General features: G+C 69.5%; 19 protein-coding genes. 8 read left to right on the plus strand and 11 right to left on the minus strand.

The window, feature by feature from the left end:
- From QM569_RS07845 to htpG, 5 genes are all read left to right on the plus strand, one after another.
- On the plus strand, positions 1-283 hold a 283-nt coding region (locus QM569_RS07845), incomplete at its 5' end, for a general secretion pathway protein GspB (RefSeq protein WP_414986674.1).
- Positions 284-365: 82 nt separating this feature from the next.
- A complete protein-coding gene (locus QM569_RS07850; RefSeq protein ID WP_414986675.1) occupies positions 366-1,088 on the plus strand; it encodes a Crp/Fnr family transcriptional regulator in 723 nt (240 codons plus the stop codon).
- 25 nt (positions 1,089-1,113) lie between these two features.
- On the plus strand, positions 1,114-1,971 hold the full coding sequence (locus QM569_RS07855; RefSeq protein ID WP_414986676.1) for a pseudouridine synthase: 858 nt from the start codon (positions 1,114-1,116) through the stop codon (positions 1,969-1,971).
- A 72-nt stretch (positions 1,972-2,043) separates the two neighbouring features.
- A complete protein-coding gene (locus QM569_RS07860; protein WP_414986677.1) occupies positions 2,044-2,982 on the plus strand; it encodes an exopolyphosphatase in 939 nt (312 codons plus the stop codon).
- Between the two features lie 87 nt (positions 2,983-3,069).
- The gene (htpG, locus tag QM569_RS07865; RefSeq protein ID WP_414986678.1) at positions 3,070-5,022 is read left to right on the plus strand and encodes a molecular chaperone HtpG; all 1,953 of its coding nucleotides are present in this window, start codon (positions 3,070-3,072) and stop codon (positions 5,020-5,022) included.
- A 71-nt stretch (positions 5,023-5,093) separates the two neighbouring features.
- Here the strand turns inward: htpG and QM569_RS07870 are convergent, their stop codons facing one another.
- The 5 genes from QM569_RS07870 to QM569_RS07890 all read right to left on the minus strand — a co-directional run bounded on the left by QM569_RS07870 (position 5,094) and on the right by QM569_RS07890 (position 10,694).
- The gene (locus QM569_RS07870; RefSeq protein WP_414986679.1) at positions 5,094-7,526 is read right to left on the minus strand and encodes an ATP-binding protein; all 2,433 of its coding nucleotides are present in this window, start codon (positions 7,524-7,526) and stop codon (positions 5,094-5,096) included.
- 173 nt (positions 7,527-7,699) lie between these two features.
- Complete coding sequence (locus QM569_RS07875; protein WP_414986680.1) at positions 7,700-8,512, minus strand: response regulator transcription factor; 813 nt, start codon at positions 8,510-8,512, stop codon at positions 7,700-7,702.
- A gap of 106 nt (positions 8,513-8,618) precedes the next feature.
- Positions 8,619-9,650 (minus strand): serine/threonine protein kinase, encoded by a 1,032-nt coding sequence (locus QM569_RS07880; protein WP_414986681.1) that lies wholly within the window; start codon positions 9,648-9,650, stop codon positions 8,619-8,621.
- A 112-nt stretch (positions 9,651-9,762) separates the two neighbouring features.
- Entirely contained in the window at positions 9,763-10,179 is a 417-nt protein-coding gene (locus tag QM569_RS07885) for an organic hydroperoxide resistance protein (RefSeq protein WP_414986682.1), read from the minus strand.
- A 53-nt stretch (positions 10,180-10,232) separates the two neighbouring features.
- Entirely contained in the window at positions 10,233-10,694 is a 462-nt protein-coding gene (locus QM569_RS07890; RefSeq protein ID WP_414986683.1) for a MarR family winged helix-turn-helix transcriptional regulator, read from the minus strand.
- A 134-nt stretch (positions 10,695-10,828) separates the two neighbouring features.
- On the opposite strand from QM569_RS07890, the gene QM569_RS07895 reads away from it, so the two are divergent.
- Positions 10,829-12,271 carry a methyl-accepting chemotaxis protein gene (locus tag QM569_RS07895; RefSeq protein ID WP_414986684.1) on the plus strand — a complete coding sequence of 481 codons (1,443 nt, stop codon included), beginning with the start codon at positions 10,829-10,831 and terminating at the stop codon, positions 12,269-12,271.
- On the opposite strand, the gene QM569_RS07900 is transcribed toward QM569_RS07895, so the two are convergent.
- Positions 12,272-13,120, minus strand: a complete 849-nt coding sequence (locus QM569_RS07900) for a 3-hydroxybutyryl-CoA dehydrogenase (protein ID WP_414986685.1) — start codon at positions 13,118-13,120, stop codon at positions 12,272-12,274.
- 96 nt (positions 13,121-13,216) lie between these two features.
- Between QM569_RS07900 and QM569_RS07905 the strand changes: the two genes are divergently transcribed.
- Entirely contained in the window at positions 13,217-14,809 is a 1,593-nt protein-coding gene (locus QM569_RS07905; RefSeq protein ID WP_414986686.1) for a GMC family oxidoreductase, read from the plus strand.
- An 89-nt stretch (positions 14,810-14,898) separates the two neighbouring features.
- Here QM569_RS07905 and QM569_RS07910 read toward each other — a convergent pair whose 3' ends face one another.
- From QM569_RS07910 to QM569_RS07930, 5 genes are read right to left on the minus strand one after another with little or no spacing between them, the layout of a single operon-like run.
- A complete protein-coding gene (locus QM569_RS07910) occupies positions 14,899-16,032 on the minus strand; it encodes a GGDEF domain-containing protein (RefSeq protein ID WP_414986687.1) in 1,134 nt (377 codons plus the stop codon).
- Between the two features lie 18 nt (positions 16,033-16,050).
- On the minus strand, positions 16,051-17,532 hold the full coding sequence (locus QM569_RS07915; protein ID WP_414986688.1) for an AMP nucleosidase: 1,482 nt from the start codon (positions 17,530-17,532) through the stop codon (positions 16,051-16,053).
- A 28-nt stretch (positions 17,533-17,560) separates the two neighbouring features.
- Entirely contained in the window at positions 17,561-18,343 is a 783-nt protein-coding gene (locus QM569_RS07920) for a DUF169 domain-containing protein (protein WP_414986689.1), read from the minus strand.
- On the minus strand, positions 18,340-20,451 hold the full coding sequence (locus tag QM569_RS07925; RefSeq protein ID WP_414986692.1) for a putative bifunctional diguanylate cyclase/phosphodiesterase: 2,112 nt from the start codon (positions 20,449-20,451) through the stop codon (positions 18,340-18,342). Before QM569_RS07925 ends, QM569_RS07920 begins: the two co-directional genes overlap by 4 nt.
- Before the next feature lie 51 nt (positions 20,452-20,502).
- A complete protein-coding gene (locus QM569_RS07930; RefSeq protein WP_414986690.1) occupies positions 20,503-22,566 on the minus strand; it encodes a putative bifunctional diguanylate cyclase/phosphodiesterase in 2,064 nt (687 codons plus the stop codon).
- A gap of 84 nt (positions 22,567-22,650) precedes the next feature.
- Here QM569_RS07930 and dbpA point away from each other — a divergent pair, with 84 nt between their 5' ends.
- Positions 22,651-24,054 carry an ATP-dependent RNA helicase DbpA gene (dbpA, locus tag QM569_RS07935; RefSeq protein WP_414986691.1) on the plus strand — a complete coding sequence of 468 codons (1,404 nt, stop codon included), beginning with the start codon at positions 22,651-22,653 and terminating at the stop codon, positions 24,052-24,054.
- Positions 24,055-24,215: the final 161 nt, after the last annotated feature.

Genomic DNA, 24,215 nt, shown 5'->3' on the forward strand with positions numbered 1-24,215 from the left:
AGCGGCAGCCCCGCCCGCACCCCGGGCCTCGGCTGCGGCGCCAGCGCCCGGCGTGGCGCCATCCCAGGCCGACCTGCCCGACGCCGTGCGCGCGCAGCTGCCCGCGCTCAAGATCTCGGGCGCCACGCATTCCAACAACCCGGCCTACCGCATGGCCATCGTCAACGGCCAGGTGCTGCACGAGGGCGACGAGGCCGCGCCCGGCCTGCGGCTGGAGCGCATCGAGCCGGGCCGCACCGTGTGGTCGTTCCAGGGCCTGCGCTACGCCGTGGCGTCGCAATGATTGGATTTCAAGCCAAATTGGCCTCTAGCGCTTATGCAGCAAGCACAAACAGCTATTGAAATAAGAGCAATTGGTGCGTTTCATGAACCAAGACCTGTCCCTGCATCAGCGGCGCCGCCCGCCCACGGCCGAGGAGCTGGAGGGCATTCCCTGGCTGGCCGCGCTGCGCCCGGGCGAGCGCGAGCGCGCCGTGGCAGCGCTGCTGGTGGGCGACGCCAAGGCGGGTGACTACGTGTGCCGCGTGGGCAGGCCCGTGACCTACTGGTTCGGCCTGGTGGAGGGCTTGCTCAAGATGAGCAGCGACAGCGCCCAGGGCCAGACCATGACCTTGTCCGGCGTGCCGCCCGGCGGCTGGTTCGGCGAGGGCACGGCCTTGAAGCGCGAGCCCTACCGCTACAACATCCAGGCGCTGCGCAAGAGCGTGGTGGCGGGCCTGCCCATCGACACCTTCCACTGGCTGCTGGACCACTCCATCGGCTTCAACCGCTTCGTGATGAACCAGCTCAACGAGCGCCTGGGCCAGTTCATCGCCGCCCGCGAGATCGACCGCCTGGGCAGCCCCGACGTGCGCGTGGCGCGCAGCCTGGCGGCGCTGTTCAACCCCGTGCTCTACCCCGGCGTGGGCGAGGTGCTGCGCATCACGCAGCAGGAGCTGGCCTACCTGGTGGGCCTGTCGCGCCAGCGGGTGAACGAGGCCCTGGCGGCGCTGCAGGCCCAGGGCGCCATCCGCGTGGAATACGGCGGCCTGCGCGTGCTGGACCTGGCGGCGCTGCGCTTCAGCGTCTTCGCGCTGCAAGAGCGGTAGGCCAGCGGCGACAATACGCGCCACCATGCCGCCGCCCGCCCCCCGTCCCGCCCGCCCGGTGCTGCGCCGCCCGGCCCAGCCCGCCGCTGCCCCCGTACCCGTTCCCGCCCCCGCCAGGCCCGCCCCGGCGGCCACCTCGCGCCTGAACAAGCGCATGGCCGAGCTGGGCCTGTGCTCGCGGCGCGAGGCGGACGACTGGATCGCCCGGGGCTGGGTCCGGGTCAACGGCCAGGTGGCGGCCATGGGCGTGCAGGTGGCCCCCACGGACCGCATCGAGGTGGACCAGGCCGCCCAGGGCCAGCAGGGGCAGCGCGTCACCATCTTGCTGAACAAGCCCATGGGCTACGTGAGCGGCCAGGCCGAGGACGGGCACACGCCCGCCGTGGCGCTGGTCAACCCGCGCACCCACTGGCAGGGCGACGCCAGCCGCACCCGCTTTTCGCCGCAGCAGCTGCGGGGCCTCGCGCCCTGCGGGCGGCTGGACATCGACTCCGTGGGCCTGCTGGTGCTCACGCAGGACGGGCGCATCGCGCGCCAGCTCATCGGCGAGGACTCCCTGGTGGACAAGGAATACCTGGTGCGCGTGGAGTACGGCGGCGTCGCCACGGACGTGCAGGCCGCCTTCCCGCGCGAGCAGCTCGCGCGCCTGCGCCACGGCCTGTCGCTGGACGGCCAGCCGCTCAAGCCCGCCCAGGTGGACTGGCAGAACCCCGAGCAGCTGCGCTTCGTGCTCACCGAGGGCAAGAAGCGCCAGATCCGCCGCATGTGCGAGCTGGTGGGCCTGAAGGTGGTGGGGCTCAAGCGCATCCGCATCGGCCGCATCGCGCTGGGCAGCCTGCCGGTGGGGCAGTGGCGCTACCTGGGGCCCAACGAGCGGTTCTGACTCGGACGGAACAGGGGTGCCGTTGTTGTCGCTGCTCCGCTACGATATGCCGCTTGTAACAAGGAGACGCTCGTGAGCGACCTGAAGAAATACCGCCTGGTGACCCGCAGCGACTTCGACGGCCTGGTCTGCGCCGTGCTGCTCAACGAGCTGGACCTCATCGACGAGATCACCTTCGTCCACCCCAAGGACATGCAGGACGGCAAGGTGCCCATCACCGACCGCGACATCACCACCAACCTGCCCTACGTGCCGGGCGCGCACCTGGTGTTCGACCACCACGAGTCCGAGATGGTGCGCAACTCCGGGCGGCGCGACGAGAACCACGTCATCGACGCGCATGCCCCCTCGGCGGCGCGCGTGGTCTATAACTACTACGGCGGCAAGGCCGCGTTCCCGCGCATCACCGACGAGATGATGGCCGCCGTGGACCAGGCCGACTCGGCCCAGTACTCGCGCGAGGACATCCTCGACCCCCAGGGCTGGGTGCTGCTGAACTACCTGATGGATTCGCGCACGGGCCTGGGGCGCTTTCGCGACTTCCGCATCAGCAACTACGCGCTGATGATGGACCTGATCAAGTACTGCCGCGACCACAGCATCGACCAGATCCTGGCGCTGCCCGACGTGCAGGAGCGCATCGCCCTGTACCGCGAGCACGCGCCCAAGGCGCGCGAGCAGATCCTGCGCTGCGCCATCCGCATCGGCAAGCTGGTGGTGCTGGATTTGCGCGACGAGGAGGTCATCTGGGCCACCAACCGCTTCATGATCTATGCGCTGTTCCCGGACTGCAACATCTCCATCCACGTGGTGTGGGGGCTGCAGAAGCAGAACACGGCGTTCGCCACCGGCAAGTCCATCCTGGACCGCAGCAGCCGGGTCCACGTGGGCAACCTGATGCTGGAGTTCGGCGGCGGCGGCCATGCGGCGGCGGGCACCTGCCAGGTACCCAACGACAAGGCCGACCTGCTGATGCAGACGCTGGTGCGGCGCATCACCGCCGAGACTTGAAACCCCGCTGACCGCCCCCACATGAGCCCGCGCAAGCGCTTCACGGCGCTGCGCGGGCTTTTTTCCGTACCTACACACCAGAACACCATGAGCACGAAACAAACCCTGTCGTTCCAGGCCGAGGTCGCCCAGCTGCTGCACCTCGTCACGCACTCGCTGTATTCCAACCAGGAAATCTTTTTGCGCGAGCTGATCTCCAACGCATCGGACGCCTGCGACAAGCTGCGCTTCGAGGCGCTGAACAACAACGCCTTGTACGAGGACGCGCCCAACCTCGAAGTGCGCGTGAGCTTCGACAAGGCCGCCAAGACGCTCACCATCACCGACAACGGCATCGGCATGAGCCAGCAGGAGGCCATAGACCACCTGGGCACCATCGCCAAGAGCGGCACCAAGGACTTCATGACCAAGCTCTCGGGCGACCAGAAGGCGGACGCGCAGCTCATCGGCCAGTTCGGCGTGGGCTTCTACTCGGGCTTCATCGTGGCCGACAGGATCACCGTCGAGTCGCGCCACGCGGGCCTCAAGGCTGAAGAAGGCGTGCGCTGGACCAGCAGCGGCACGGGCGACTTCGAGGTCGAGACCATCACCCGCGCCCAGCGCGGCACCAGCATCATCCTGCACCTGCGCGACGACGCCGGGGAGTACCTGAACGCCTGGAAGCTCAAGCAGGTCATCGCCAAATACTCCGACCACATCAGCCTGCCCATCCTCATGGAAAAAGAGGAGTGGAAAGAGGGCGAGAAGGAAGGCGAGCCCGGCGGCATGGTCAAGACGGGCGAGTGGGAAACCGTCAACAAGGCCAGCGCCCTGTGGACGCGCCCCAAGAAGGACATCACCGACGCGCAGTACGCCGACTTCTACAAGGCCATCAGCCACGACCACGAGGCCCCGCTGACCTGGGCGCACAACCGCGTGGAGGGCAACACCGAGTACACGCAACTGCTCTACATCCCCGCCAAGGCGCCGTTCGATCTGTGGAACCGCGACAAGAAGGCGGGCGTGAAGCTCTACGTCAAGCGCGTGTTCATCATGGACGACGCCGAGGCGCTGATGCCCACCTACCTGCGCTTCGTCAAGGGCGTGATCGACTCGGCCGACCTGCCGCTGAACGTGAGCCGCGAGCTGCTGCAGGAAAGCCGCGACGTGCGCGCCATCCGCGAAGGCAGCACCAAGCGCGTTCTGAGCATGCTGGAAGACCTGGCCAAGCACGACAAGCATGAGTCGGCCACCGATGCCGAGGGTGTAACCGACGTGGTGAGCGACGAGGACAAGGCCAAGGAAGGCAAGTACACCGCGTTTTACAGCGAGTTCGGCGCGGTGCTGAAAGAGGGCCTGGGCGAAGACTTCGCCAACCGCGAGCGCCTGGCCAAGCTGCTGCGCTTTGCCAGCACCGCCAGCGACACGGTGAGCGTGGGCTTTGCCGACTACAAGGCGCGCATGAAGGACGGCCAGGAGGCCATCTACTACATCACCGCCGACACGCTGGCGGCGGCCAGGAACAGCCCGCAGCTCGAAGTCTTCAAGAAGAAGGGCATCGAGGTGCTGCTGATGACCGACCGTGTGGACGAGTGGGCGCTGAACTACCTGCACGAGTTCGACGGCACGCCGCTGCAAAGCGTCGCCAAGGGCGCGGTGGATTTGGGCAAGCTGCAGGACGAGGCCGAGAAGAAGGCCGCAGAGGAAGCCGCCGAGGCTTTCAAGCCCGTGCTCGCCAAGCTGAAAGAAGCCCTGAAGGACAAGGCCGAGGACGTGCGCGTGACCACGCGCCTGGTGGACTCCCCCGCCTGCCTGGTGGTGCAGGACGACGGCATGAGCACCCAGCTCGCGCGCCTGCTCAAGCAGGCGGGCCAGCAGGCGCCCGAGACCAAGCCCGTGCTCGAAGTGAACGCCGAACACGCCCTGGTCAAGAAGCTCGACGGCAGCGTGCATTTCCACGACCTGGCCCACATCCTGTTCGACCAGGCCCTGCTGGCCGAAGGCGGCCTGCCCGACGACCCGGCGGCCTACGTGCGGCGGGTGAATGCGCTGCTGGTGTGAGCAGAGAAAATAATGGTCAAATCGGCCTCCAGCGCTTATCCAGAAAGCGCAAGCAGCTATTGTTTGTATAGCTAAACCTGCGCGCCGCCGTGCGCGGCGCGCAGCGCATCCAGGCTGCGCAGGGCGCAATCGCGCAGCTCCTGCAGCAGCGGGCCCAGGTCCTGCGCGTTCTCCCCTTGCTTGATGGCCGTCTCCAGCGTCTGGGCCACTTCGCCCAGGCGCTGCAGCCCGAAGCTGCCCACCGTGCCGCCCAGGTCGTGCGCCTCTTTGCGCAGGCGCTCCAGGTCGCTCGCGGCGGCGGCCTGGTCCATGCGCTGCAGCCGGTCCAGGCAGTCCTGCTCGAACATGCCCAGCAGGCTTTGCAGCCGCGCTGGCGGCAGCGACTGGCGCATCTCGTCGAGAAACGACGGGTCGAAGTCAAGGCGCTCCCCGCGCGGCGCGTTCAGCTCGATGGCCGCCGGTATGTGGCGCGGCGTCGCAGGCCCGGCGCCCGGCGCCAGCCAGCGCGACAGCGTGGCCCACAGCACGCTCTCCAGCACCGGCTTGGTCAGGTGGTCGTCCATGCCCGCCTCGCGCGTGCGCTCGATGTCGCGCGGCGTGGCGTTGGCCGTCATGGCGATGATGGGCAGGCGCGCGAAGCGCGGCGTTGCGCGCAGCGCGCGGGCGGCGGTGAGGCCGTCCATCACCGGCATCTGCATGTCCATGAGCACGGCGGCGTAGGTGCCGTCGGGTGCGGCCTGCAGCCGCTCGATGGCGGCGGCGCCGCTGTCCGCCTGGTCCACGCGCAGGCCCCCGGCCTCCAGCAGCCCGGCGGCGACCAGCCGGTTCAGCGCGTTGTCGTCCACCAGCAGCACGCGCAGGCCGCGCAGCGCTGCTTGCGGGGCGGCGGCGCGCGGTTGCATGGGCGCGCCACTGTCCTGCGCCGTGGCGCTGCGCTGCACGCGCGCGGTGAACCAGAAGGTGCTGCCTTCGCCCGCCGTGCTGGAGACGCCCACCTCCCCGCCCATGAGCTGCGCCAGCTTGCGCGAGATCGCCAGCCCCAGCCCCGTGCCGCCAAAGCGCCGCGTGATCGAGGCGTCGGCCTGGTGGAAGGCCTGGAACAGCCGGCCCTGCTCCACGGTCGTGAGGCCGATGCCCGTGTCGCGCACGGCGCCGCGCAGCAGCAGGCCCTGCGCGTCCTCGCCCGCGAGCTGCAGGTGGATGCGCACCTGGCCCTGCGCGGTGAACTTGAGGGCGTTGTTGACGTAGTTGATGAGGATCTGGCCCACGCGGTGCGGGTCGCCCCAGACCACGGGCGGCACGTCGCTGTCCACCTCCACGTGCAGCGCCAGGCCCTTGGCCTGCGCTCTTTCGGCGAACAGGTCGGCAGCGTCGGCCATGAGCTGGCGCGGCTGGAAGCTGGTGGACTCCAGCACCAGGTGGCCGCCGTCCACCTTCGAAAAATCCAGGATGTCGTTGATCACGGCGAGCAGGTGGCGGCCCGCGCGGTGCATCTTCTCCACGCGCTCGCGCTGCGCGGCGTCCAGCCGCTCCTTCAGCGCCAGTTGCGTCAGGCCCAGGATGGCGTTCAGCGGCGTGCGGATCTCGTGGCTCATCATCGCCAGGAACTCGGCCTTTTCTTCCGCCGTGCGCTCGGCGGCCTCCTTGGCCAGGGCCAGGATCTGCTGCTGGTGCTCGCGCTCCACCACCTCCAGCGCCAGGCGGTCGGCGCGCTGCATGCTGTCCTTGAACACCTGCAGCGCCTGCGCCATGGTGCCCACCTCGTCGCGCCGCCCGGTGCCCTGCACCACGGCGTCGTAGGCCCGCTGCGTCAACTGCTGCATGCTGTGCGTGAGCCGCGTGATGGGCCGCGAGATCTGGTGTACGCCCACCCAGGCCGACAGCGCGATCACGAACACCAGCCCCAGCCCGCCGGCCAGCGCCGTCGCCACCAGCGTGGTGCGCGTGGTGCGGCCCAGCGCCAGCGAGGACTGCCGAAAGCCCGTCACCGAGCGCTCGCGCAGCTGCCGCATCTCCTGCTGCAGGGCGTGCAGCACGGGCTCGAACTCGTCGTGGATGATCTGCAGCGCCCGGTCCCCGCGCCAGCGCGCCGCCGCCTCGACGATGCGCCGCGCCAGCAGGAAGGACGTGTCCGCCCGCTGGCGGATGGACGAGAGCGGCGCCGCCTCGTCCGGCATCAGCGCCAGCGCGTCGGCGATGCGGCCATGGAACTGGCCCTGCAGCCGCTCCAGCGACGCGAGTTCCGCGCGCATGGCTGTCTCCTCCTGCGCCGCGAGCACCGCGTACACCAGCCGGCTCGACTCCGTGAGCAGCAGCGCCGCGTCGCTGACGTGCAGCGCGCCCTGCGCCTCCTTGTCGATCAGCGCGGCGTACTGCCCGTCGATGCTGCGCATCTGGCCCATGGAATACACCGCGATCACCACCGAGATCGCCCCCATCAGGGCCACCAGGAACACGATCTTGGCCGTCAGGCGCCAGTGGGAGAAGTTCAGGCCGTGCATCATGGCTTGCGGGTCCTCGGTCGAAGGAAGAAAGGGGCCGTGATGACACCCACAACGGGGCGCATCGCCAGTCGCCTTGTGCGAAAGGTCGGCGCTTGCTGACGGAGTATGGCCGCGCGGCTTGACGTTCGCCTGCTGCACAGGGAGTGTCGGCAGAGGGAGCCGACCGTGTACAGCTACCAGGCGGGTTCGCTGGTGCTGCCGACGCTGGTGCCCATTTTGCTGTGGCTGCGGATGGGCAAAAGGCTTGTGGCCGAGGTGGTGTGGGTGTGGGTGCTGCCGCCGCCAGTGGTGTCGGCGCCGGTATCGACCGCATCCAGCCGGTAGCCCATGCCATAGATGGACGAGATGGTGTAGCCGTTGGCTTCGGTCAGCGCCAGCTTGGTGCGCAGGCGCGAGATGTGGGTGTCGAGCGAGCGCGAGGGCCCTTTGTCAACGACGACGCCCCACACCGCTTCGCGCAGGTGCGCGCGCGACAGCAGGCGGCCCGCGTTGCGGAACATGAACAAGGCCAGCTCGTACTCGCGGTTCTTGAGCTCGACCGGCTCGCCGCGCACGGTCAGCGAGCGCTTGCCCTCGTCGAAATGGTAGGTGCCGAACACCAGGCGCGACCCCATGGCCTCGGGGAAGGCGCGGCGCAGCAGCGCCGATATGCGGGCCACCAGCTCGCCCATGCGCAGCGGCTTGGACATGAAGTCGTCCGCCCCGCTGGACAGGGCCTCGATCACGTCGCGCTCGTCGCTGCGGCGGGTGATGAACAGCACCGGCACGTTGGGCCCGGCCATCTGCCGGGCGGTGCGCACGACCTGGGTGCCTTCCATGTCGGGCAGGTGCCAGTCCACCATCAGCAGGTCGAAAGTCTCGTGCCGCAAGTCCTTGAGCAGGGCGCTGCCGCTGGCGTAGGCGTGGCACACGTGCTGGTGCCGCTCCAGCGTGGCTTTGAGCAGGTCCAGCAAAATGGGATCGTCGTCCAGGACAGCGATGCGCATGGTGGTCGGGGCAGCGGAAAAAAGGCGCGTAAAGATGTGTGAGGCGCCGATACTGCCCCACATACAGCCCCTGCGCGCAGGCCGTGACAATCGTTTGCAAAACTCCTCACGCGGGCAGGGGCGGCTCCTGCATGGCCTCGATCTGCTCCACCAGCATGTCCACCTGCCCGCGCCAGTAGTCGCTGCTGCCGAACCACGGAAAGTTGGCCGGGAAGATCGGGTCCTGCCAGCGCCGCGCCAGCCAGGCGCTGTAGTGGATGAGGCGCAGCGTGCGCAGCGGCTCGATCAGCGCCAGCTCGCGCCGGTCGAAGCTGCGCAGCTGCTCGTAGCCGTCCAGCAGCGCGCCCAGCTGCTGGGCGCGCTGGCGCCGCTCGCCCGACAGCAGCATCCACAAATCCTGCACGGCCGGGCCGGTGCGCGCGTCGTCCAGGTCCACGAAGTGCGGGCCGCCACGGCCGAATTCGTCCAGCGGCGTCCAGAGGATGTTGCCGGGGTGGCAGTCGCCGTGCAGGCGGATGGGGGCGGCATCCTTCAAGCCAAAAGTGCCTGCAGCGCTTTCCCCATAAGCACTATCAGCTATTAATTTCAGAGCAATATCGCACTGCGTCTTCCAGGCGGCCTGCACGTCCAGCGGGATGATGTCGTGCGCCAGCAGCCAGTCGCGCGATGCCGTGCCGAAGCTGTGCAGGTCCAGCGCGGGCCGCTGGACGAAGGGCCGGGCGGCGCCCACGGTGTGGATGCGGGCCAGGAAGCGACCGATCCATTCCAGCACCTCGAAGTCGTCCAGCTCGGGCTGGCGCCCGCCGCGCCAGGGGCTGACCGAGAACGCGAAGCCGCCCTGCGCATGCAGCGTGCGGCCTTGCAGCGCCAGCGGGCCGACGGCGGGCACCTCGGCGGCCATCAGCTCTGCGGCGAAGGCGTGTTCTTCCAGGATTTGCGCCTCGCTCCAGCGCCCGGGCCGGTAGAACTTGGCGACCACGCGCTGGCCGTCTTCCAGCGTGACCTGATAGACGCGGTTCTCGTAGGACGACAAGGCCATCAGGCGCCCGTCGCCGTACAGGCCCACGCTGGCCAGTGCGTCGAGCACGGCGTCGGGGGTGAGGGCGGCGTAGGGGTGGGCGTTGTCTGGCACGGTCATGCCCGATTGTCGCCGTCGCCCGACGGGGCCGAGGCCGGGCCCCGTGGGTTTTGAATGAAATAGGCCACCAGCGCTTATGCAGCAAGCACTAGCAGCTATGATTTCAGGAGTATCAGGCCAGCGTGATGGTCACGTCGATGTTGCCGCGCGTGGCGTTGGAGTAGGGGCAGACCTGGTGGGCGGCGTCCACCAGCTTCTGGGCCGTGGCCTGGTCCAGCCCGGGCAGGCTGACCTTCAGGCGCGCGGCGATGCCGTAGGCGTTGGGGATGGGGCCCAGGTCCACCTCGGCGGCTATGGACACGTCCTGCGGCACGGCGATGCCGATCTTGCCGCCCACGGCCTTCATGGCGCCGATGAAGCAGGCCGCGTAGCCCGAGGCGAACAACTGCTCGGGGTTGGTGCCGGTGCCGGGCGTGCCGGGCGGGGAGAGCTTCACGTCCAAGCGACCGTCATCGGTCTTGGCGGCGCCGTCGCGCCCGCCGGTCACGTGGGCGCGGGCGGTGTACAGGACTTTTTCGAGTTGCGTCATGGTGTTTTCCTTCGGTGGTGGGTGCCCGCTGCCGGGCGTTGGGGGGAAGGGGATCAGCGCTGCGCGAGCCGGTCGCGCAGCCGCTGGAGTTCGGCGGTGAGCGCCGTCAGCTCGGGGATGGTGCATTGGCTGCTTTCCAGCACGCAGGGCGGAATGCGCTCGGCCGCATCGCGCAGCGCGCGGCCTGCCGGGGTGAGGGTGATGCGCACGCGGCGCTCGTCCTGCACGTCGCGCAGCCGGGCGATCAGGCCCTGCGCCTGCAGGCGCTTGAGCAGCGGCGTGAGCGTGCCGGAGTCGAGGAACAGGCGCTCGCCCAGCTCGGACACGGCCAGGCCGTCGCGCTCCCACAGCACCAGCATGGCGAGGTACTGCGGGTAGGTAAGGCCGATGGCGTCGAGCAGGGGCTTGTACAGCTTGGTCATCGCCAGCGACGCGGAATACAGCGCAAAGCAGACCTGGTTGTCCAACTGCAGCGCGGCGGGGCTGGCGGTGGCGGCGTTATTGGCGTGGGGCATGGCACAAATTATATCGAGCAATTTAATTGTGTGCAATTCAATAGTGCAAAAAACCCTTGAACCCCGCATGTTCCCGGTCGGAAATGGTTGCAGGATGTAAATTCGGGGCCATGGCAATCTGCCGGGGAGACAACATGTTCGAATGGTTGCGCGCTCTGGGGCGCTGGGCGGGTCGGCCCACGCAGAAAAACATGGCCGTGCGCGGGCGCCTGCGCGACCTGGTGGTCAGCGCGCGCGACGGCAGCATCCGCACCGCCATCAACGCCGCCCGGCTGCGCAAGGACGTGGACCTGTCGCTGGCCAAGGCACGCCAGCAGCACCAGGACGCCACCGAGCTGGCCCAGGCATCGGGCCAGGTCCGCGAGCTCTCCACGGCGGTGAACAGCGGCACCATCGACATTGCCGACACGTCCCAGCGCAACCTGGCCAGCGCCCTGCAGGCCATGGACGAGCTGGCCCGGCTGGAAAACCGCATGCGCGAGATCCAGGCGCAGGCCGACGGCTTCACCCGCACGGTGGAGCAGCTGGCCGCGCATTCGCAGTCGATTGGCGAGTTCGGCGGCATCATCCAGTCCATCGCGCAGCAGACCAACCTGCTGGCCGTCAACGCCGCCATCGAGGCCGCGCGCGCGGGGGCGGCGGGCCGGGGCTTTGCCGTGGTGGCGGGCGAAATCCGGCGGCTGGCCCAGCTCGTGAACGAGGAGACGGCCAAGATCAACCACAAGAGCGCCGAGATGGGCGAGCTGGTGGAGTCCACGACGGCCGCCACGCGGGGCATTCACGACGGCGTACACCTGTCCACGCAGGAAATCGCGGGAACCGCGCAGCAGTTCAAGACCTTCGTGCAGGACTTTGAACGCATGACGGCGACGGTGCGCGAGATGGCGTCGGCCATGCAGTCCCTGGACGCCATCAACCAGGCAATGGACGGCAAGATCGCCACCGTGGCCGCCGCCGCGCGCGAGGCGGGCGAGGCCATGGTCACGGCCTCGCAGCGCGTGGACGCCGTGCGGCAGGCCACCGAGGAGAGCCAGGCGGTGCTGGCCGAATTCCGCACCGGCGACACGGCATTCGACGCGCTGGCCGAGGCCACCGAGGCCCTGCGCCGCGAGGTCACGGCCTACCTGTCGCAGCAGGCCGCGCGCGGCATCGACGTGTTCGACCAGAACTACCAGCGCATTCCCCACAGCGACCCGCCGCGCTACACCACCGCGTACGACAGTGCCGTGGAGCAGGCGCTGCAGGCCATCTTCGACCGCCTGCTGCGCACGCTGGACGGCTGCGCCTACGCCCTGGCCGTGGACAACAAGGGCTACGCCCCGGCGCACAACCAGAAGTTCTCGCAGCCGCCCACGGGCGACCGCGACGTGGACCTGGTCCGCACCCGCCACAAGCGCATCTTCGACGACCCCGTGGGCGCCAGGCTGGCGCGCAACACCCAGCCGTTTTTGTTCCAGACCTACCTGCGCGACACGGGCGAGGTCGTCAACGACCTCTCCATGCCGGTGATGATCGGCGGCCGGCACTGGGGCGCGGTGCGGGTGGGGTTCGACTCCAGCCGCCTGAACAAGGGGTAATCAATAGCTGTAAACGCCCCGGCCCGTCTTGCGGCCCAGGCGGCCCGCGGCCACCATCTCCTTGAGCAGCGGGCAGGCGCGGTACTTGCTGTCGCCGAACTCGGCCAGATAGACATCCATCACCGCCAGGCACACGTCCAGGCCGATCATGTCGGCCAGGGCCAGCGGGCCGATGGGCTGGTTGCAGCCGAGCTTCATGCCCGCGTCGATGTCCTCGGGCGTCGCCAGGCCCTCGGCCAGCACGAAGAAGGCTTCGTTGATCATGGGCACCAGGATGCGGTTGACCACGAAGCCCGGCGCGTTCTTCACGGTGATGGGGCTCTTGCCCAGGCGCTCGGCCAGGGCCTTCACGGCGTCGTGCGTCGCGTCGCTGGTCTGCAGGCCGCGGATGATCTCCACCAGCGCCATCATCGGCACGGGGTTGAAGAAGTGCATGCCGATGAAGCGGTCGGCGCGCGACGTGGCGGTCGCCAGCTTGGTGATGGAGATGGACGAGGTGTTGGAGGCCAGGATCACCTCGGGCGCCACCAGCGCGTCCACCTGCTTGAGGATTTTCAGCTTCAGCTCGTAGTTCTCGGTGGCGGCCTCTATCACGATCTGCGCGGCCTTCAGGTCGTCGTAGCTCGTGGAACCCTGGATGCGCACCAGGGCCGCGTCCTTGTCGGCGGCGGTGATCTTTTCCTTCTTGATGAGGCGGTCCAGGCTGCCCGCCACGGTGGCGATGCCTTTTTGCACGGCGGCGTCGGAGATGTCCACCATCACCACGCCGATGCCCGCCACCGCACACGCCTGCGCGATGCCGTTGCCCATGGTGCCTGCGCCGATGATGCCGACGGTGGTGATCGTCATATAGAGAGCTTTCTTTAAAGTGGAGGGGATGCCGCCAATGGTACGTCGCCCGCGTTAAGGTGCGGCGGGAGACAACAACACCCGAGACAACCCATCATGTTCGACTACATCATCATCGGCGGCGGCTCCGCAGGCAGCGTGCTCGCCGGGCGCCTTTCCGAAGACCCCGCCGTGCGCGTGTGCCTGCTCGAAGCGGGCCCTGCCGACAGCAGCGTCTTCATCCACTGCCCTGCGGGCCTGGCCGTGATGGCGAAGTTCGAGCTGAACGGCTGGGGCCTGAACACCACGCCCCAGCCCGCGCTGAACAACCGCCGGGGCTACCAGCCGCGCGGCAAGGTGCTGGGGGGATCCAGCTCCATCAACGCCATGGTCTATATACGCGGCCAGCACGCCGACTACGACCACTGGGCTGCGCAGGGCAACCCCGGCTGGGGCTGGAACGACGTGAAACCGTACTTCATCCGCGCCGAGAACAACGAGCGCGGCGCCGACCCTTGGCACGGCCAGGGCGGCCCGCTGAACGTGGCCGACTTGCGCTCGCCCCACCGCTTCAGCCAGTTGTTCACCGAGGCGGGCGTGCAGGCGGGCCACCCGCACAACCGCGACTTCAACGGCGCGCTGCAAGAAGGCGTGGGCCTGTACCAGGTCACGCACAAGAACGGCGAGCGCCACAGCGCGGCCAAGGGCTACCTCACGCCGCACCTGTCGCGGCCCAACCTGCAGGTCGTCACCGGCGCGCACGCCACGCGCATCCTGTTCGACGGCAAGCGCGCCGTGGGCGTGGAATACCGCCAGGGCGGGGCGCTGCACCAGGTCAAGGCCGCGCGCGAGGTGCTGCTGAGCGCGGGCGCCATCCTCTCGCCGCAGCTGCTCATGCTCTCGGGCGTGGGGCCGGGCGCGCAGCTGCAGCGCCACGGCATCGCCGTGCTGCACGACCTGCCCGGCGTGGGCGCGCACCTGCACGACCACCCGGACGTGGTGCAGGTGCTCGACGCGCCAGACCTCACCGACCTGTTCGGCCTGTCGCTCACCGGCATGGCGCGCACCGCGCGCGGCATGCTCGAATGGCGTCGGCACCGCACCGGCATGCTGACCACCAACTTTGCCGAGGCGGGCGGCTTCATCAAGAGCGACCCGAGCGAGCCCGTGCCCGACCTGCAACTGCACTTCGTGGTCGGCAAGCTGGTGGACCATGGCCGCAAGACGGTGTTCGGCCACGGCTACTCGGGCCACGTGTGCGTGCTGCAGCCCAAGAGCCGGGGCAGCGTGCAACTGGCCAGCAGCAACCCGCTGGACCTGCCCCTGGTGGACCCGGCCTTCCTGGCCGACCCCGACGACATGCGCCGCATGGTGCGCGGCTTCAAGCGCCTGCGCGAAATCCTCTCGCAGCCCGCGCTGGCGCAATACGGCGCCAAGGAGCTGGAGTCCTCGCGCAACGCGCGCACGGACGAGGAGATCGAGCAGTTCATCCGCCAGTACGCCGACACCATCTACCACCCCGTGGGCAGCTGCCGCATGGGGCCCGGGCCGATGGACGTGGTGGATGCCGAGCTGCGCGTACACGGCCTGCAAGGCCTGCGCGTGGTGGACGCATCCATCATGCCGCGCATCGTCAGCGGCAACACCAACGCGCCCACGGTGATGATTGCCGAAAAGGCCGTGGACCTGCTGCGTGCGGCGGCAGCCTGAAGATTTTGGTAAAAATGGCCTGTAGCGCTTGATGGACAAGCGCTGATAGCTATGTTTTTGATAGCTAATGCGGTGTCGCAGCGCCGGGTTCAGGGCGCGGCCACCAGGCAGCCGCGCGCGGACTTGGCTTCGTACAGGGCGGCGTCGGCGCGCGCCAGCAGCGCGGCCAGGCTCGTTTCCTGCGGGGCGAGCGCGGCCACGCCAGCGCTGTAGTTCAGTGCGAAGCCCAGCTCGGCCAGGCTGGCGTCGCGCAGGCGCCGTCGCAGGCGGCGGTCGAACGAATCGACGGTGGGTGCGGCGCTGTGCAGCATCAGCACGCCGAACTCCTCGCCGCCCAGGCGGCCGATGAGGTCGCCGCTGCGGCAGGTGTCGTTCAGCAGCCGCGCAAAGAGCTTGAGCGCGCGGTCGCCGGTGCCGTGGCCGTGGGTGTCGTTGACCTGCTTGAAATGGTCCAGGTCCAGCATCAAGGCGGTGAGCGGCAGGCCGTGGCGCGCGGCGTGGGCGATCAGGCCCTCGCCCTGGCCGGTGAAGCCGCGCCGGTTGAGCACGCCGGTGAGGGCATCGGTCATGGCCAGCGCGCGCAACTTCTGCTCGGCCTCGGAGCGCCAGGCTACCAGCAGGGCCACGGCGCTGAGCATGAGGCTGACGTTGGCCGCCAGCCCGGCGGCCAGGTTGACCGGGTGTGGCGTGTGGAAGCTCGGGTACTGGTCGGTGAACGCGCCCAGAAGCCCGCGCGCCAGCGTGAAGGCGGCCATGGCCAGCAGGCAGCCCAGCAGCACGCTGCGCCAGCGCAGGCTGGCGGGGGTGCGCGGGTACAGCGTGGCGCGCGCCACGATGCACAGGATGACCGCCAGCAGGCTGTTGGACCAGCCCACGCGCCAGGCGTAGTGGCCGTAGCCCAGCCCGTAGCCCAGAGGGGCCAGCACCACCAGCGCCAGCAGCGGCCAGCGCAGCGGGCGCGGGCCCAGCCATTCTTCGAGCGCGCGGTACAGCGCCCACTGCGCCACTGCGTGGCAGGCCACGGCCAGGGTGGACAGGGCCTGGTCCCAGAACACGGCGGAGGCGATGAACGCCGCCCAGGCCACGGCCTGCAGCAGCAAGGCGGCCTGCGCGGCCCGTGCGGCGCGGCTCACGTCGCGGCCCATGATGAGCGGCAGCACCGCCGACACCATGAACAGGTTGGCCGCCATGACGGCCATGAGCGTGAGGAAGTCCAGCGGCATCGGTGCGCAAAAGGGCGTTTACTGGAACGCCACCTCGGCGAAGCTGCGCAGCTTGCGGCTGTGCAGGCGGTCCACGCCGCCCGCGCGCAGGATGTCGATGGCGCGCATGCCGATGCGCAGGTGCTGATCCACGCGCTCGCGGTAGAAGTGGTTGGCCATGCCGGGCAGCTTGATCTCGCCGTGCAGGGGCTTGTCGGAGACGCACAGCAGGGTGCCGTAGGGCACGCGAAAGCGAAAGCCGTTGGCGGCGATGGTGGCCGACTCCATGTCCAGCGCCACGGCGCGGCTCTGGCTGAAGCGGCGCTGGGGCAGGTTGTCGGGCAGCAGCTCCCAGTTGCGGTTGTCGGTGCTGGCGACGGTGCCGGTGCGCATCACGCGCTTCAGGTCCGCGCCGCCGATCTGCGTCACGTCGGCCACGGCCTGCTGCAGCGCGAGCTGGATCTCGGCCAGCGCCGGGATGGGCACCCACAGCGGCAGCTCCTCGTCGAGCACGTGGTCCTCGCGCACGTAGGCGTGGGCCAGCACGTAGTCGCCGAGCTGCTGGCTGTTGCGCAGGCCCGCGCAGTGGCCCAGCATCATCCAGGCGTGGGGGCGCAGCACGGCGATGTGGTCGGTGATGGTCTTGGCGTTGGCCGGGCCGACGCCGATGTTGACCATGGTGATGCCGCTGCGGTCGGCGCGCACCAGGTGGTAGGCGGGCATCTGCGGCAGGCGCGGCGGGGCGGCGCCGAGGTCGTCGCCCGGCTCGGCGGCCAGGCCCGTGCGGCGCGTGACCACGTTGCCCGGCTCGATGAAGGCGACGTATTCGCTGTCCTCCTTGGCCATCTCGGCATGTCCCAGGCGCACGAACTCGTCGATGTAGAACTGGTAGTTGGTGAACAGCACGAAGTTCTGGAACCACTCGGGCTGGGTGCCGGTGTAGTGGCGCAGGCGGTGCAGCGAGTAATCCACGCGCGGCGCGGTGAACAGCGACAGCGGCTGCGGGTCGCCGGGGCGGGGCTGCCAGGTGCCGTTGGCGATGCCGTCGTCCATGGACTCCAGGTCGGGCAGGTCGAACACGTCGCGCATGAGCATGCGGCGCTCGGGCGTGAGCGTGCCCTCGATGTGGTCGTGCTCGGCGAACGAGAAGTGGATGGGAATGGGTTGGGCGCTGGTGCCCACTTCCAGCTCCACGCCGTGGCTGGCGCGCAGCAGGCGGAACTGCTCGGCGTAGTAGTGGGCGAACAGGTCGGGGCGCGTCAGCGTGGTCTCGTAGCGGCCCGGGCCCTCGACGAAGCCGTAGGCCAGCTTGGTGTCGTTGCGCGCCACGGTGGCGGTGTGTACGCGCACGAACGGGTAGAAGGCGCGCACGGGGCTCGGCGGCGTCTCGCCCGCCACGAAGCGCTGCATGGCGTCGCGCAGGTGGCCGATCTGCTGGTTATAGATGCGCTGCACCTGGGCCAGGGCGTCGGCAGGGTCGGCGTGGCGGCTGGGGGCGATGAAGTCGGGAATGAGTGGCATGGGGCTATTGTCCATGCCGGCGATGACATCAGACGGGCTTGCTGCCGTAGCTCACCGCGAGCCCCGCGCGCACGTCGTTCTGCACGCCGTAGGGCGGGATGGGGTAGCGCAGCCCGTTGCCCGCCAGGTGCGTGAGGCCGTCGATGGCCTGGGTCAGTTGCGCGGGTTTCAGGGCCATCAGCAGCTCGTCGTCCGGCACGCCGCCGTAGCGCCGCTCGGGAAAGCAGGGCAGGGCCAGGCTGGGCTCGCCGGTGGCGAGCGCGCGGCCCCAGGAGTCGGCGCAGGCCGATTCGCCCACGGCGCCCCATTCGAGCTTTTGGTAGCCCGCCCATTGCAGGCCGTTGATGAGCAAAATCATCTGCGCCGGGTTGGCATACACGAGGCAGATGTCGGGCTCGCCCAGCCGCCCCGACGCGAGGGGCGACACGGCCATGGCGCGGTAGCGGCCATGGGGCACGCAGTGCATGGCGCGCTGGTGCGCGGCGGCGTCCGCCTCGGTGGCGAACCACACGCCCGCGAACGGCTTGCCCGTCAGCCATTCCTCGTCGCGCGGCGCAAGGCCCAGCACCGTGCTGCATTGGGGGCCGACCAGGTCGTCCGCCGTGATGCCCACGGTAAAGCCCAGCCGCGCGGCCTGGCCGACGATCTGGTCGGTGGTGTGGACTGCGCCGGGGCGGCGGATTTTGGGAACGGCCTGCATGTCCTCCACGCGCTCGTAGAGCTTCATGCCGATGGGGGTGGTCTTCAGGCGCAGCAGGCGGAACAGGGCGTCGGCCAGGGCCTGGCCGTCGAAGGCGGGAGATAGGGTCATGGGGGCGTGGGGGGTGATGAATGCGTATGGTTGTCTTCCAGCCAGCGCCGGGCCGCGGCCGCGTCCATGGGGCGCGAGATGAGGTAGCCCTGCGCCAGGTCGCAGCCCAGGCGGCGCAGCAGCGCCAGTTGCTCGGAGGTTTCCACGCCCTCGGCCACGGCCTGCAGTTGCAGGCTGTGGGCGAGCTGGATGATGGCGGTGACGATGGCCACGTCGTCGCTGTCGGCGGGCGTGTCGGTGACGAAGGAGCGGTCCACCTTGAGCCGGTCGATGGGGTAGCGCTTGAGGTAGGCCAGCGACGAGTAGCCGGTGCCGAAGTCGTCCACGGTGACGAGCACGCCCAGGTCGCGCAGCGCCTGCAGCGTGGCGCGGGCCTGGCCGGGCTGCTGCATCAGGGCCGACTCGGTGATCTCCACGTCCAGGTAGCGGGGCTCCAGGCCGGTTTGCCGCAGCACGGCGGCGATGTCGCCCGCCACGTCGCGCTGGCGGAATTCGATGGCCGACAGGTTGACCGCCACGGGCACGCGCGGCAGCCCCGCGTCGTGCCAGGCCCTGGTCTGGCGGCAGGCTTCGCGCAGCACCCAGCGGCCGATGGGCGAGATGAGGCCGCGCGATTCGGCCAGGGGGATGAAGGCGTCGGGCCCCACCAGGCCGCGCTCGGGGTGGCGCCAGCGCACCAGGGCCTCGAAGCCGACCAGCGCGCCCGTGTCCACGCGCACCTGGGGCTGGTAGTGCAGCTCGAAGGCTTCGTGGAAGATGGCCTCGCGCAACTGGTGCTCCAGGTGCAGCAGGTCGGCGGGCCGCCCTTCCATGCCCGGCGCGTAGAAGGCGTGCGCGCCGCGCTCGCTCTCCTTGGCGTGGTGCATGGCCGTGGTGGCGTGGCGCAGCAGCTCGTCGGGGGCGTAGCCGTCCTCGGGGAACAGGCAGATGCCCGTGGATGCCGACAGCGCCAGCGGCACGCCGCCGAGCGTGTAGGCCGCGCCCAGGCGCGCGCGCAGCGCCTCGGTCGTGCGCGCTGCGGCGCTGCGGTCAGGGGTGTCGGGCAACAGGGCCACGAACTGGTCGCCGCCCACGCGGCAGAGAAAGTCCGTGGGGCGCAGGCCGTCCCGCAGGCGCCGGGCGGCCTCGCGCAGCACGGCGTCGCCGGCGCCGTGGCCCAGCGATTCGTTCACGGTCTTGAAATGGTCCACGTCGATGAACAGCACGGCCAGTGGGCGGTGCGCCTGCTGCGCCTCGGCCAGCAGGCGCGTGAGCAGCAGCGTCAGGTGGTGGCGGTTGGGCAGTTGCGTGAGCGGGTCGTGCAGGGCCAGGAAGTTCTCGCGCTCGATGGCCTGGCGCCGCGCCGTGATGTCGCGCACCACCACCACGCGGTAGTCGGCGCCGGTCTGCGGCATGGTCTTGGCAATGGCTTCGACGGGGATGGCGTGGCCTGCCCTGTGGCGCAGGGTGATTTCGTAGGGAGTCTCGCGCTCCTGGCGGCTGTACTCGCGCACGGTGTCGTGGTGCTCGGGCGATATGAAGTCGAGGACGCGGCGCCCGGCGATCTCGTCCAGCGGGTGGCCGAGAAGGCGCTGCAGCGCCTCGTTGGCGTCGATGATGACGCCGCCCCGGTGCAGGACGATGCCCTCCTCGGTCGCGGCGGCGAACTTGCGCATGCGTTCCTCGCTCTGCCGCACGCGGCGCTCGGCCTCCCAGTGGTGGGTGATGTCGTTGATGAGGGCGAACACGCCCAGCAGTGGCGCCTGCTGCGCGCCCGGGTCCGGCGCGAAGTGCGGGATGAGGCGGATCTCCATCATGCGGGCCTCGCCGTCGCTGCGTGTGTGCTCGCGCGTGTACTGCACGCGCTCGCCACGCAAGGTGCGCTCCAGGTGGGGCTGGATGGCCTGCCACGTGGCCTCGCCCAGGTGCTCGCGCGCGGTCTTGCCGATGGCGTCCTGCATCGGTTGGCCGATGTAGCGCGTGTAGCGCTGGCTGGCGAACACGCAGCGCAGGCCGGTGGCTTCGTAGTAGGCCAGCGGCACGGGCATGGAGTCGGCCATGAGCCGCAACTGCGCATCGCCATGGGACGGGTGCGACAGGTCGAGCGGATCGTAGGCGGGGGAGCCCATGGCCTCCTTATAGCGGATCACCCCGGGCTTGGCGAGGGGGAAATCCGCCGTTCAGCCGCGCTGCAGGCGGCTGCGGGCGGCCTCGGCGTCCAGCGGCATGGACTCGATGCGTCCCTGGATCAGGTCGCAGCCCAGGGACTGCAGCAGCGCGCGCTGGGCCTCGGTCTCCACGCCCTCGGCCACGGTGCGCAGCTGCAGGCTGCGGCCCATCTGCACGATGGCGGTGACGATGGCCACGTCGTCGGTGTTGCCCGGCACGTCCATCACGAAGGAGCGGTCGATCTTGAGCTTGTCGATCGGGTAGCGCTTGAGGTAGGCCAGCGACGAGTAGCCGGTGCCGAAGTCGTCGATGGAGATGCCCACGCCCAGGCGCTGCAGCGCGGCCAGCGTCTCCAGCATCTGCGGGCCGTGGTGCATGAGCACGCTTTCGGTCAGCTCGATCTCCAGAAAGCGCGGCGCCAGGCCCGTCTCGGTCAGCACGGCGGCGACTTCGGTGGCGATGTCGCGCTGGCGGAACTCCAGCGCCGACAGGTTCACCGCCACCGGCACCGGGGGCAGGCCCGCGTCGTGCCACGCCTTCAACTGGCGGCAGGCTTCGCGCAGCACCCAGCGACCGATGGCCGAGATGAGCCCGCGCGATTCGGCGAAGCCGATGAAGTCGTCCGGCCCCACCAGGCTGCTGTCGGGCTGGCGCCAGCGCACCAGGGCCTCGAAGCCTTCGAGCCCGCCGTCGGCCAGCCGCACCTGCGGCTGGTAGTGCAGCACGAACGCGCCCTGGGCGATGGCGTCGCGCAGCAGGCGCTCGCGGTGCAGCACCTCCTGGGCCTGCTGGTCCATGCCGGGCTCGTAGAACTGGCGGCGGCCGCGCCCGCTGGCCTTGGCGTGGTGCATGGCCGCGTCGGCGCAGCGCAGCAGCGCGTCGGCGGTGCCGCCGTCCTGCGGGAACAGGCTGATGCCGATCGAGGGCGAGACGGTCAGCGGCTGCTGCTCCACGGTGAAAGCCTCGTGCATCGAGGCCAGCAGCCCGTCGGCCACGGCGGCGGCGTCATCGCCGCCTTGCACGCCGGTGAGCACCACCACGAACTCGTCGCCGCCCACGCGCGCCACCACGTCGGCGTCGCGCACGCCCTGGCGCAGCCGCTCGGCCACGTCGCACAGCAGCTGGTCACCGGCATGGTGGCCCAGCGAGTCGTTCACGGACTTGAAGTGGTCCAGGTTGACGAACAGCACCGCCGCCTGGCCCCGGCGGCGGCGCACCAGCACCAGCACCTGCGCCAGCTGCTCCATCAGGAAGTGGCGGTTGGGCAGCTGCGTGAGCGTGTCGTGCAGGGTGATGAACGCCTCGCGCTCCTGCGCCTGGCGGCGCGCCGTGATGTCGCGCACCAGCACCATGCGGTAGTCCGCGCTGTGCGCGGGCATGGTCTTGCCGACCACCTCGACGGGGATGCTGTGCCCGTCCTTGTGGCGGATGGTGATCTCGTAGGGGTCCTCGCGGCCCTGCCGGGTGTATTCGAGCGCGACGGGGCGCCACTCGGGGTTGGCGAAGTTGAAAATGGGCAGGCCCAGCATCTCGTGCAGCGGGTAGCCCGTGAGGCGGCACAGCGCCTCGTTGCCGTCGCTGATGATGCCGTCGCGGTGGAACACGATGGCCTCCTGCGTGGCCTCGGCGAACTTGCGCATGCGCTCCTCGCTCTGGCGTACGGTGCGCTCCGCACGCCAGCGCTCGGTGATGTCGGTGATCAGCACGAACGAGCCGAGCTGCCGCCCGCCGCTGTCGATGTGCGGGATCAGGTGGGCCTCGATCATCCGCGTCTCGCCGTTGGGCAGGGCCTGCTCGCGCATGTACGTCACGCGCTCGCCCCGCGCGGCGCGCTCCACGTAGGGCTCGATGGTGAGCCAGGACTGGCGGCCCACGATCTCCTGCACCGTCAGGCCCAGGACGGCCTCGGGGGTGCGGCCGTTCATGGTCGCGTACAGCTGGTTGGCGAACCGGCACTCCAGGCCGGGGTGGGCGAAGTACGCCATCTGCGCGGGCACCGAATCGGCGATCAGGCGCAGCAGCGAATCGCTGGATTCCTGGACCGGGGAATTGGCTGCATTGGTTGAATCTGGCATGTCCCGCCCTGGAGATTGCGCTGGGGTTATAGCCGATCCGCCCGGGGTTCGCGCGGGGGGATACCCCAGCCGGATAATCGCGCGATGACCACCTCCCCGACCCCCGCCAGCACGGACTTCGCCGCGCTGGACCTCGGCCCCGCCATGCTCGCCAACCTGCAGCAGCTGGGCTACCTGCAGATGACCCCCATCCAGGCCGCCAGCCTGCCCCCGGCGCTGCTGGGCCGGGACCTGATCGCCCAGGCCAGCACCGGCAGCGGCAAGACGGCCGCCTTCGCCCTGGCGCTGCTGGCGAATTTGAACGCGCGCCGCTTTGCCGTCCAGGCCCTGGTGCTGTGCCCCACGCGCGAGCTGGCCGACCAGGTGAGCGCCGAGATCCGCCGCCTGGCGCGCGCCGAGGAGAACGTCAAGCTCGTCACCCTGTGCGGCGGCGTGCCCCTGCGCGGCCAGGCGCAGAGCCTGGAGCACGGCGCGCACATCGTCGTGGGCACGCCGGGCCGCGTGCTCGACCACCTGGAGCGCGGCAACCTCCGCCTCGACGCCCTGAACACCCTGGTGCTGGACGAGGCCGACCGCATGCTGGACATGGGCTTCTTCGACGACATCGCCCGCGTGGCCAGCCAATGCCCTTCGGCCCGCCAGACCCTGCTGTTCTCCGCCACCTACCCCTTGGCAATAGCGCAGCTCGCCACGCGGTTCATGAAGAACCCCCAGCAGATCACCGTGCAGGCCCAGCATGCCGAGGCCAAGATCGCCCAGCGCTGGTACGAGGTGAAGGACGGCGAGCGCCTGCACGCCGTGTCGCAGCTGCTGGCCCACTTCCGGCCCGAATCGTCCATTGCGTTCTGCAACACCAAGCAGCAGTGCCGCGACCTGGTCGCCGTGCTGCAGGCGCAGGGTTTCAGCGCCCTGGCGCTGTACGGCGAGCTGGAGCAGCGCGAGCGCGACCAGGTGCTGGTGCGCTTTGCCAACAGGAGCTGCTCGGTGCTCGTCGCCACCGACGTGGCCGCGCGCGGGCTGGACATCGCCAACCTGGCCGCCGTCATCAATGTCGATGTGACGCCCGACCCCGAGGTCCACGTCCACCGCATCGGCCGCACGGGCCGGGGCGACGCCGAGGGGCTGGCGCTCAACCTCGCCAGCCTGAACGAGATGGGCTACGTGGGCCGCATCGAGCAACTGCAGGGCCGCGAGTCGCGCTGGCACGCGCTGGCCGAACTCACGCCCACGGGCAGCGGCCCGCTGGTGCCGCCCATGGCGACCATCCAGATCGTCGGCGGCCGCAAGGAGAAGATCCGCGCGGGCGACGTGCTGGGCGCGCTGACGGGCGAGATGGGCTACACCCGCGAGCAGGTCGGCAAGATCAACGTCAACGACTTCTCCACCTACGTGGCCGTGGACCGCGCCATCGCCGAACAGGCCGCGCAGCGGCTGAACCAGGGGCGCGTGAAGGGCAAGGCGGTGAAGGCGCGGCTGGTCAACGACTGATCGACAAAATACAAGCCAAATCGGCCTCTGGCCATTGGCGGCCTCAAATCTGAAGTGCAACCCCCCTTCAGAATTGAGACTCCCATGACAAAGAACACCTACGAACAACTGAGCGAGATGGAGCGCCATGCGATAGCGCTGGGGCTACAGCAAAAGCAGAG

The organism is Acidovorax sp., assembly GCF_047607405.1.
Classification (GTDB): domain Bacteria; phylum Pseudomonadota; class Gammaproteobacteria; order Burkholderiales; family Burkholderiaceae_C; genus Acidovorax.